This window comes from Pseudoalteromonas arctica (assembly GCF_012927645.1).
Classification (GTDB): domain Bacteria; phylum Pseudomonadota; class Gammaproteobacteria; order Enterobacterales; family Alteromonadaceae; genus Pseudoalteromonas; species Pseudoalteromonas arctica_A.
On the sequence record NZ_JABBMT010000037.1, the window covers coordinates 21,158 to 32,082 of the forward strand.

8 protein-coding genes and 1 pseudogene are annotated in these 10,925 nt (G+C 39.3%); 4 read left to right on the forward strand and 5 right to left on the reverse strand.

Annotated features, from left to right (window positions below; all coding sequences use genetic code 11):
- The first annotated feature begins 30 nt into the window (after positions 1-30).
- Genes HHO47_RS16595 through HHO47_RS16605 form a run of 3 tightly spaced genes read left to right on the forward strand, consistent with a single transcriptional unit; the run spans position 31 to position 3,737 of the window.
- Positions 31-1,314, forward strand: coding sequence for a YeaH/YhbH family protein (locus HHO47_RS16595; RefSeq protein WP_145242150.1), 1,284 nt, complete (start codon positions 31-33; stop codon positions 1,312-1,314).
- 21 nt (positions 1,315-1,335) lie between these two features.
- Positions 1,336-2,850: a SpoVR family protein gene (locus HHO47_RS16600; RefSeq protein WP_169021303.1), complete on the forward strand. Its 1,515-nt coding sequence runs from the start codon at positions 1,336-1,338 to the stop codon at positions 2,848-2,850.
- Positions 2,851-2,855: 5 nt separating this feature from the next.
- A complete protein-coding gene (locus HHO47_RS16605; protein ID WP_169021304.1) occupies positions 2,856-3,737 on the forward strand; it encodes a universal stress protein in 882 nt (293 codons plus the stop codon).
- Positions 3,738-3,863: 126 nt separating this feature from the next.
- Here the strand turns inward: HHO47_RS16605 and HHO47_RS16610 are convergent, their stop codons facing one another.
- Both HHO47_RS16610 and HHO47_RS16615 read right to left on the reverse strand, forming a co-directional pair.
- Complete coding sequence (locus HHO47_RS16610) at positions 3,864-4,829, reverse strand: sensor domain-containing diguanylate cyclase (RefSeq protein WP_169021305.1); 966 nt, start codon at positions 4,827-4,829, stop codon at positions 3,864-3,866.
- A gap of 4 nt (positions 4,830-4,833) precedes the next feature.
- Positions 4,834-5,838 carry a response regulator gene (locus tag HHO47_RS16615; RefSeq protein ID WP_169021306.1) on the reverse strand — a complete coding sequence of 335 codons (1,005 nt, stop codon included), beginning with the start codon at positions 5,836-5,838 and terminating at the stop codon, positions 4,834-4,836.
- 196 nt (positions 5,839-6,034) lie between these two features.
- On the opposite strand from HHO47_RS16615, the gene tpx reads away from it, so the two are divergent.
- The gene (gene tpx / locus HHO47_RS16620) at positions 6,035-6,616 is read left to right on the forward strand and encodes a thiol peroxidase (RefSeq protein ID WP_169021307.1); all 582 of its coding nucleotides are present in this window, start codon (positions 6,035-6,037) and stop codon (positions 6,614-6,616) included.
- Between the two features lie 57 nt (positions 6,617-6,673).
- Here tpx and adk read toward each other — a convergent pair whose 3' ends face one another.
- The 3 genes and pseudogenes from adk to HHO47_RS19820 form a co-directional block, all read right to left on the reverse strand.
- On the reverse strand, positions 6,674-7,318 hold the full coding sequence (adk, locus tag HHO47_RS16625) for an adenylate kinase (protein ID WP_169021308.1): 645 nt from the start codon (positions 7,316-7,318) through the stop codon (positions 6,674-6,676).
- 179 nt (positions 7,319-7,497) lie between these two features.
- A complete protein-coding gene (htpG, locus tag HHO47_RS16630) occupies positions 7,498-9,411 on the reverse strand; it encodes a molecular chaperone HtpG (protein WP_169021309.1) in 1,914 nt (637 codons plus the stop codon).
- Positions 9,412-9,639: 228 nt separating this feature from the next.
- A pseudogene (locus HHO47_RS19820) lies at positions 9,640-10,661 on the reverse strand (IS630 family transposase).
- Positions 10,662-10,925 lie beyond the last annotated feature (264 nt).

The window sequence follows — 10,925 nt, forward strand, 5'->3', positions numbered from 1 at the left end:
CACGCAGCTGTGTATTTTTAGGGGGTCTTTATGGCGCATTTTATAGACCGTCGCCTGAACGGGAAGAATAAGAGCACGTTAAACCGTCAACGCTTTATCAGGCGCTATAAAAAACAGATCAAAGAAGCGGTGTCGGATGCAATAAATAAACGCAGTGTCACTGATTCCAGTAGCGGAGAAAGTATTTCAATTCCGCAACGGGATATCAGTGAACCCACTTTTCATCAAGGTAAAGGGGGCGATAGAGAACAAATTCATCCTGGTAACGATCAGTTCTCAACCGGTGATAAAATTAAACGTCCGCAAGGTGGCCAAGGCGGGGGAGCCGGAGAAGGTGAAGCGAGCGACTCTGGCGAAGGCGAAGATGACTTTGTCTTCTCAATTTCTAAAGATGAGTATTTAGACTTACTTTTTGAAGATTTAGAGCTGCCAAATTTACAGCAAAACCAATTAGACAAACTCGTGCAAATGAAAACTCATCGCGCTGGTTTTTGTAGTGATGGTATGCCGAGTAATATTGATATTGTGCGTTCACTTCAAGGCTCACTTGCAAGGCGTGTTGCGATGAGCGCGGGTAAAAAGCGTCAATTAGCAGAGCTTGAAGCCCAGCTTTGCCTATTAATGGCTGAGCCTGAGCCAGATATAGCCGCTATTGCATTAATGGAGCAAGAAATCGCCGCATTACAAAAGCGCATCAGTGCAGTGCCCTTTATTGATAATTACGATTTGCGTTTTCGTAACTATGAAAAACAGCCTCATCCAACGAGTAAAGCAGTGATGTTTTGCATTATGGATGTGTCGGGCTCAATGGATCAAGCAACCAAAGATATGGCAAAACGTTTTTATATTTTGCTTTATCAATTTTTGACCCGCAGTTATAAAGACATTGAAGTGGTGTATATTCGCCATCATACCCAAGCCAAGGAAGTCGATGAACAAGAGTTTTTCTATTCCCAAGAAACTGGCGGTACGATTGTCTCCAGCGCACTGAAGTTAATGAATGAGATAATTACTGAGCGCTATAACGCTGGCGAGTGGAATGTGTATGCAGCACAAGCCTCTGATGGCGACAATTGGGCGGATGACTCTCCCCAATGCTCAGAGATTTTACGCAATAAATTACTCAGTACCATACGCTATTACGCTTACATTGAGATCACTACCCGCGCCCATCAGAGTCTATGGCGTGAGTATCAAAATATTTGTCAAACTCATAATAACTTTGCTATTCAACATATACGCAATGTTGAAGATATTTACCCTATTTTCCGTGAGTTATTCAAGAAGAGTCGTCAACACCAAGGGGCAGCCTAAGCTGTGCAGCGAGGTATTTATATGACTGATAAACGAATGAGTGATGGGCCAGATTGGACATTTGAATTATTACAACAATACCAAGATGAAATAGCGCGGGTAGCTGAACATTATCGCCTCGATACTTATCCTAATCAGATTGAAGTGATCACCGCAGAACAAATGATGGATGCCTATTCTAGTGTTGGTATGCCTATTGGCTATAGTCACTGGTCGTATGGTAAAAAATTTATTCAAACTGAGCAAAATTACAAGCGCGGACAAATGGGATTGGCTTATGAAATTGTTATAAACTCGAATCCTTGTATTGCTTATTTAATGGAAGAAAATACCCTCCCAATGCAGGCTTTAGTAATGGCGCACGCTTGCTACGGGCACAACTCCTTCTTTAAAGGTAACTATTTATTTAAAACTTGGACTGATGCCAGCTCTATTATTGACTACCTATTATTTGCAAAAAATTATATTGCTCGTTGCGAAGAAAAACATGGCATTGATGAAGTCGAAAATCTCCTCGATTCATGCCATGCGCTTATGAATTATGGCGTTGATCGTTATAAACGCCCACAGCAAATATCTTTATTTGAAGAACAAAAACGCCAACAAGAGCGTGAAGATTACTTGCAATCACAAGTGAACGAACTGTGGCGTACAATACCCTCACATCAGCAGGAAACCAAAAAACACGAGTGTCATTTTCCTTCAGAGCCACAAGAAAATATTTTGTACTTTATAGAAAAAAATGCGCCATTACTGGAGTCTTGGCAACGAGAAATCATTCGTATTGTGCGTAAAATTTCACAATATTTTTATCCTCAAAAGCAAACCCAGGTAATGAACGAAGGCTGGGCAACGTTTTGGCATTACACTATTTTGAATCACTTATATGATGAAGGGAAACTCACTGACTCATTCATGTTAGAGTTCTTACAAAGTCATACAAATGTTGTGTATCAGCCTCCTTATAACAGTAATTATTATTCGGGTATCAACCCTTATGCGCTGGGTTTTAATATGATGGTGGATATCCGCCGTATTTGTGAAAACCCTACCGATGAAGATAAACAGTGGTTTCCTGAATATGCTGGGAGCAACTGGCTAGATACGCTGCACTTTGCAATGGAAAACTTTAAAGACGAAAGTTTTATTAGCCAATTTTTATCACCCAAACTTATCCGTGACTTCAAATTATTCACTATTATCGATCACGAAAAAGATCCGAGTCTACAAGTTGGTGCGATCCACGATGAAAGCGGCTATCACGCGGTACGGACTGCGCTCTCAGCACAATATAATCTCAGTAATCACGAACCCAACATTCAGATCTATGATGTTGATATTAGAGGTGATCGCTCTTTAACCTTACGCTACGTACCACATCAAGATATTCCATTAGCAAAGTCTCACCATGAGGTATTAAAACACCTTTACAGACTATGGGGCTTTAAGGTAAAACTGGAACAAGAGTCAACCTCTGGCGAATTGAATATACTCGGGCAATGTCCATCCGATGATTCACGCCATAAAACAGAGTGAACAGAATGAATAAAAAGCTTCTCGTACTAATTGATTCAGTAGAATTTGCGCGTACAGCTATTTTGCACGCGAAACACAAAGCAATTGGTAAGCAAAAACATATTGATATTGTCGCCTTTGCTTATGAAAGTGCTGGTAATATTTTGTTCTCACCGCCAGCTGAGCAATTACAAGTAATTCAAAATACCAGGTTGACTACTCTCAAAAATGAATTAGTACCATTACTTGAAAGCGAATTGTCAGAATCAGATTATTCATTAAATATTATTTGGCATGAAGCACCTGAGCAATGGTTAGCCAATGAGAGTGACTTTGAAAATTATGAGATGGTGATAAAAACGCGCCATATTGACGAATATTGTCAATTTAGTGAGCTTGACTGGCAGTTGATCCGCTTTACCCCGCTACCGCTTTATTTAGCTGCGGATAATACCTGGCGCAATAATACCAATGTGTTAGCTGCTCTTGATTTAGGTAGCGAAAAAGCCACTAAATATAAGCTAAACAAAGATATGATTGAAACTGGCTTAGCTTATTCCAAGCATTATGACTGTCAGCTTTATACTTGTTATACTGTTCATGTTTCCCCAATTTTAAGAGACTTAGGCATCGTATTTTCAGACGAACAAGTACTGAATGCTTTTGAAAAACTACCTGTCATTCAACGTAATTTAATTCTTGAGCATGATCTTAAAAATAACCTCCATATAAAAGCGGGCTTAGCCGAACAAGTGATCCCAAGTATTGCAGCTAAGCTTAATGCAGGGCTTGTGATCATGGGCTCAGTAGGCAGCATAAGTATAAAAGGTAAGTTAATTGGTAATACTGCTGAAAAAGTTATGCGTTTACTAAAAACAGACTTGCTTATTTTACCACCTGAATGCTAGATGACAGTTGGCGATGATATAAAAAATGACGCATTTTTGCGTCATTTTTTATGCCTATTCAAAGCAATCTAGCTTGGCTAGTTAAACTTTATTATTGTGCCTTGAAGGCTTTTATATTACTCAAAGTTAACTCAAGTCTTTATACGCCGTGATACAGTTTCTGCCATTTTTTTTTGAAAAGTAAAGTGCTTTGTCCGCCGCTTCAATCCATTTTTCATAGCGCTCAAATCCATCTTGAAAACAGGCAAAACCAACACTTACCGTCACTTTAATTTGTTGTTCATCAAAGTAAGTGGATGAATTTTCAATTAAAGAACGCAAACGTTCAGCAAATATTTCAGCACCTTTGTGATCCGTGTCTAATAACGTTACTGCAAATTCTTCGCCGCCATAACGACCTGCGATGTCTGTTTCACGCAATGTTTTCCGCAGTAAGTCAGCAATGTTACGCAGTGCTTCATCGCCACAACGGTGGCCATGTTTATCATTTACTTTTTTAAAGTGATCGATATCAAACATCAATAAAGTACTTGTGCCACCACTGCGTTTTATTCTGAGAAATTCTTTTCGTAGAGTATCTTCCCAATGACCTCGATTAGTCAATTTTGTTAGTGCGTCCGTTTGACTCATTTGTTCAAGTTTACGATTTACTTCTTCGAGTTCTTTTTTATTTACCGCCATGTCAGTTACATCATAAATAATGATACAAATATGACCCACCTCGCCCATCGTATTTGACAGAGGAATAAATGTCGCGTTCTGAAACATATGGTCTGCTTTACCCGTAATTGGACGGTAATTTTTAAAACGGAAAATGTATGGCTGCTGTTCCCAAATGGTAAATGAGCGGTTTTTCAAAATAAACACAGACTCTGATTTACTGCGAAACCATTTTTCATCAATTGATGGAAATAAATCAAACAAATCTTTATCTTTTACTGCGCTTGGTAACATACCCGAATGGTTTTCCATGAAACCATTCCAAATACACACTTTATAGTCCCTATCTAACACCACTAAACCAACATCTACGGTATTAAACATATCCATTAACCAATGGATTTCATTCATATTAAAATCAGCAGCAGGCATAATGTTAGTCTTCTAATAGATAAGCAACTTTGTATTTCAAAGTTTTTAGTGAGTCTTCGGTAAATAACAGCATCAAGTCACAGTTTATATTGTGGTTCTCAATACCATAGCTAATTTCTATTGCCAGAGTACGTTGCCAACGAGATTTATTTGCTTTAACTAAATCAGACACATCACAATGCTGTCCTAGCACCACCGGGTGTCCTTGGCTAAAGGTCATGTCTAATTGGCGAGATAATCCAGTTAAGATTGCACCAATCAGAATATTACTAATATCCATTAATAACTCCAGCTCAATTTTGTTATTGAGCTCCCCTTGATAATTCATCAAGGACGCAATTTCTTTAAAGCTAGAATCATTTAGGAGTAACAACGCCTCACCGGATACACCACCACCAATAAAACCTTGGCACACGCCAGAGGTTGTTGCATTGGCATCAATTGAGCGCAGCGCCATATCAAGTTCATTAACTTCGAGAATGTTAACATTAGGAATAGGCAATTCAACAAATACATTTAATAACCGTGCTAATAAGTCTCCAGCCTGTCCCATTGCCACGTTAGTCAGCTCTTGGTATATATCCCTAACATCTGGGTCAACTTGCTCACCCAAGCGGTGTGAGAGTCGCTCACGCATTGCTTTATCTTTAATTCCATGGTGTTCGATAATATCGGCAAGCTTTTGCACATCACATGGTTTTTGAATAAAGTCTATTGCGCCAAGTTCGATTACGCGCTGATGCGCATTGGGCTGAATATCGCCAGAGACCACCACAGTTAACACATTCAAATCTAGCTTTTGGATAGCTTGCAGTACTTCGTAGCCATCCATTTGCGGCATATTTAAATCGAGAAATAAGATTTCCGGGCCTAAGGCTTTAATTTGCTCAATACAATCTACACCATCTTCAGCAAACTCAACTTTAATATCCCAATCATCGGGCAACGAACGAGCTAACTGACGGCGCGCAAGTTTAGAATCATCACAAATTAATACCGATGTTGACATAGTCTCTCTCTGATTACTTTTATTAGTAAAAATGTAAACATTTCTTACTGCTTTATGTTAATCAATGTAACCTTGCATTACAATTTTAAATTACATTAAACTCTTGTTTAATTGCATGACGGATTAAACTCTTGGTGTCCCTAAAATATTATATTATACTAGCGCTTAATTTTGTTAACTCTAAAGGAAATACCTTATGCTCCGCTCACTCACTTTTGCTTTAAGTATCTGTTGTTCAATGGCTTTTGCCGGCGACATGACCGAAAATACGCTTGATATGGGAAAAGTGTCAGTACAATCTAAACCTATCACTTTATTAGGACAAGGTGTAAAGTTAGGTGATAAAGCGCCAGACTTTAAAGTGGTTGATGGCTCATTCACACCAATTACTTTAGCCGATTACCAAGGTAAAGCCGTTTTAATTAGCGTTGTACCAAGCTTGGATACGGGCGTGTGCAGTATTCAAACCAAGTATTTTAACGAAAAAGTTGCATCGCAATTTCCAAATATAGCCATGCTTACCATTAGTGCTGATTTACCCTTTGCACAAAAACGTTTTTGTAAGGCTGAGAACATAGATAAAATCACTGCATTATCTGATTCAGTTTGGCGTGATTTTGGTCAAAATTATGGTTTGATCATTAAAGATATGGGATTACTTACCCGTGCTGTGTTCGTATTAGATGCAAGCCATAAAATTGTTTACAAGCAGTTAGTCGCTGATTTATCAACAGAGCCAAAATATGACCCTGTGTTAACTGCATTAACCGCATTGTAATTTATTACGCTAGATGATAAAAACCGCCAATCGGCGGTTTTTTTATTGATTGAATTATCAACCCAATAATTCAACAAGTTGCTGATTAACAGCTTCAACAGCTTGGGTACCATCTAGTTTATGATATTGCGTATTGCCCGCTTGCGCTTCCGCTTGGTAATAATCAACCAATGGCATTGTTTGCTCATGGTAAATACCTAAACGTTTACGTACTGTTTCTTCAGTGTCATCAGCACGGATGATCAGATCTTCACCTGTTACGTCGTCTTTACCTTCCACTTTTGGCGGATTGTAAACTACGTGATAAACACGGCCGGAACCAGGATGAACACGACGTCCGCCCATGCGGTCAACAATAATTTCATCAGCCACATCAAACTCAATAACGTGATCAACAACTACGCCATTTTCTTTCATTGCATCAGCTTGTGGGATCGTACGTGGGAAGCCGTCTAGTAAAAAACCTTTTTCACAATCAGCTTTAGTAATACGCTCTTTAACAAGACCTATGATGATGTCATCAGAAATTAACTGACCTGCATCCATTACTTTTTTCGCTTCAAGACCCAGTGGTGTGCCTTCTTTAATTGCAGCACGTAACATATCACCAGTAGAAATTTGTGGAATACCGTACTTATCCATCAAAAACTGAGCTTGAGTGCCTTTACCTGCACCCGGCGCGCCCAAAAGAATAATGCGCATATCATTGTCCTCGTTTGATACTGATTTTACAAAAAGCATATCAGTATGATTTATTATAAAGCCTGAATTCTTCCATAAGCGCCGCCGATACTCAAGCAACTTATACCAATTGACTACGTTGAGATAATAAAAAAGGGAACCTAAGTTCCCTTTTTATTAAAATCTTAGTTTTTGAGCAATTACTTGCTCAAATCTAACATTAATTGATTTAAGCGAGTTACAAAACCTGCTGGATCTTTTAATGTACCGCGCTCGGCAAGCAAGGCTTGATCAAGCAGTACATGTGACCACTGTGCAAATTTGTCTTCGTCTTGTTCAACATTTAAATGCTTAACAAGTTGATGCTCAGGGTTAAGCTCAAAAATTGGTTTTGCTTCTGGAGCGGCTTGACCTACTGATTCCATTAACTTTTGCATTTGTGAGCTCATGTCGTTGTCGTCGCTAACCACACACGCTGGCGAGTCAGTTAAACGATGTGTGAAGCGTACATCTTTAACACTTTCACCAAGTGCTGTTTTGATGCGCTCAACTAAGCCTGCAACTTCTTTTTCAGACTCTTCTTGCGCTTTTTTGGTCTCTTCGTCATCAAGGTTACCTAAGTCTAGATCACCACGGGTTATTGACTTAAATGGTTTTTCAGCAAACTCGGTTAAGTGGCTCATCATCCACTCATCAACACGGTCACTCATCAACAGTACTTCGATACCTTTCTTACGGAAGATCTCTAGGTGTGGAGAGCTTTTCGCCGCAGTGAATGAATCCGCAACAACGTAGTAAATCGCGTCTTGGCCTTCATTCATACGCTCAACGTATTGCTCTAATGAAACGTTTTGTGCTTCTTCATCAGTGTGTGTTGATGAGAAACGCAGTAACTTAGCAATCGCTTCTTTGTTCGCTGTATCTTCTGCTGGACCTTCTTTGATCACTTGACCAAATTCATTCCAAAAAACTTGGTAATCGTCGGCTTTATTTTTCGCCATACGCTCAAGCAGTTTTAAGGTACGTGACGTACAACCTTTACGGATTGCTTGCGTTACTTTGTTATCTTGTAAAATTTCACGCGATACGTTTAGCGGTAAATCGTTTGAATCAAGTAAACCTTTTACAAAGCGTAAGTAGCTTGGCATAAACTGTTCAGCATCATCCATTACAAAGACACGTTGTACGTATAGTTTTAAGCCACTTTGACGGTCACGATTCCATAAATCAAATGGTGCTTTTTTAGGAATATAAAGTAAGCTTGTGTATTCAGTTTTACCTTCAACTTTGTTGTGAGCCCAGCTCAGTGGATCTTCCCAATCATGGCTTACATGCTTATAAAATTCTTTATATTCTTCATCAGATAGCTCTGATTTATCACGCGTCCACAGTGCCGTAGCGCGGTTAATTCTTTCCCACTCACCAGGTACGGCTGGAACTTTCTCGCCATCTTCACCTTCAGACTCTGGTACTTCTGCTTTATACATTTGTACTGGTGTAGAAATATGATCTGAGTATTTAGTAACGATACTACGTAAGCGCCATTCATCAGCAAATTCTTTTTCATCTTCACGAAGGTGTAAAGTAATTTCAGTCCCACGGCCTGCTTTTTCAATTTCTTCTAGCGTGTACTCACCCTCACCCTGTGATTGCCATTCAACGCCTTTTTCTTCACCAGCTTTGCGAGTACGAACAGTCACTAAATCTGCAACGATAAATGCAGAGTAGAAACCAACACCGAATTGACCAATTAGTTGTGAATCTTTACTTTGGTCGCCAGTTAAGTTTTTGAAAAACTCAGCGGTGCCTGATTTAGCAATAGTCCCCAACGAGCTGATAACTTCATCGCGGGTCATACCGATACCGTTATCTGAAATTGTTACGGTATTTTTTTCTTTATCGGCACTGATACGCACACGCAAGTCTGCGTCACCTTGGTATAAGTCACCATTTGAAAGCGCTAAAAAACGTAATTTATCAGCCGCGTCAGAAGCATTTGACACAAGCTCACGTAAGAAAATTTCTTTATTAGAGTAAAGTGAATGAATCATTAAGTTTAATAGTTGTTTAACTTCTGTTTGAAAGCCTAATGTTTCTTTTTGTGCTGCAGTCATTTATATATCTCCAATTTGCAAAGTGTCTGCGTTATGCACTTAATATGGGGCGCGGTTTGTTAACTTCAAGTCAAAAGAGTAAAAAAGTAAGCTATAGCAAGATAAACACGGAAGTTAAGTTGTTTTTTCTTACAATCAAAATGGCTGTGGGCAATGTAGATGCGTTTGCTTGGAGCTTCGAGGGTGTACAAAAAACAGATCGCTGGCATGTAATACCAATGCTATTTATTAAGTGATTAAATTTGTCCATGCTCTAAAGCACATATGCTTAACGTTAGTAATATTTGAACGAAACACATTCCACGCTCTACTTACTTGCTCCACTATGTCGTCATAATCTGAAAAAGTACGATTTGATAACTCTCTGTCTCGCATCCATGCCCATACTTGCTCAACCGGATTAAGTTCTGGTGAGTAAGGAGGCAACGGTATCACCGACACATTGTTAACCCCTTCACTAACATTACCCATATGCCAGCTTGCCCGATCAACGATTACCACAGCGTGCTCCCCACAGGGTGTCGCATCCGAAATGAGTTGTAAGTGTTGCTTCATTATATCCTTACTCAAATAAGGGGCTATAATCGCCTCTGTTTGCCCTGTTGCGGGGCATACTGCACCAAAAATATGAGTGGATAGAAATTGCTGTTGCTTCACAACACGTGGCCTAGTGCCTTTTTTAGCCCAAATTTTTGAGGTGGTATTTTGTTGCCCAAATCGCGCTTCATCTTGAAAACACACATCCACTCTATCAAGCGCCACGTGGCCTGGAATTGTGATGATCGTATTATAATGGAAATTTTTTAAAGTCTTCTTGTGCCTCAATTGACTGTTTAGGATGTTTAGAACGAGACGTTATCCATGAAAGATTAAGCTCGCACATCAAACGGTAGACATTATTGAGTTTGTATTGGACACCAAATGTATCGTAAATGTATTTGCGTATATCTTCACCTATCAGCCTCCCACCTTCCTCTTTCATTGCGTGCGCACAGGTATAATCTTTAAGCTGGCACTTTTGTTTTAATGTTAAGCCACAAGCAAGGGCAACCTGATTGTTTTTTAATATCAAGCGCTTTAAGTCCATCGGATAAGTATGCAGTAACCCACTCATTAACCAGTCGACGGCTAACGCGGGTAGTTTTAGCGACAACAGTACGATTTTTTACTTCGAGAAAGAGGCGAATAACTTCATAACGCGTTTTTAATCGGGCATCTCTGGTATACGGGAAGTTAGGAATAGTAGACAAGCTAGACTCAATGATAATGACAAATTTATGAGTATTAGTTCATAAAAAGAAGGTAATTAAAATAGATCATGAATTAAATATGTTTGGTATCATTAATAATGACTCACTGGGCTCTGAAGTGCTCGTGGCGTTCTCTTATACCAATGCTTTTTATTAAGTGATCAAATTTATCCATTTTCTCGAACAGATACGCTTAACGTTATCAATGTCTGAGCGAAATGTATTCCACGCCCTACTTACTTGCTCCACAATATCGTCATAACT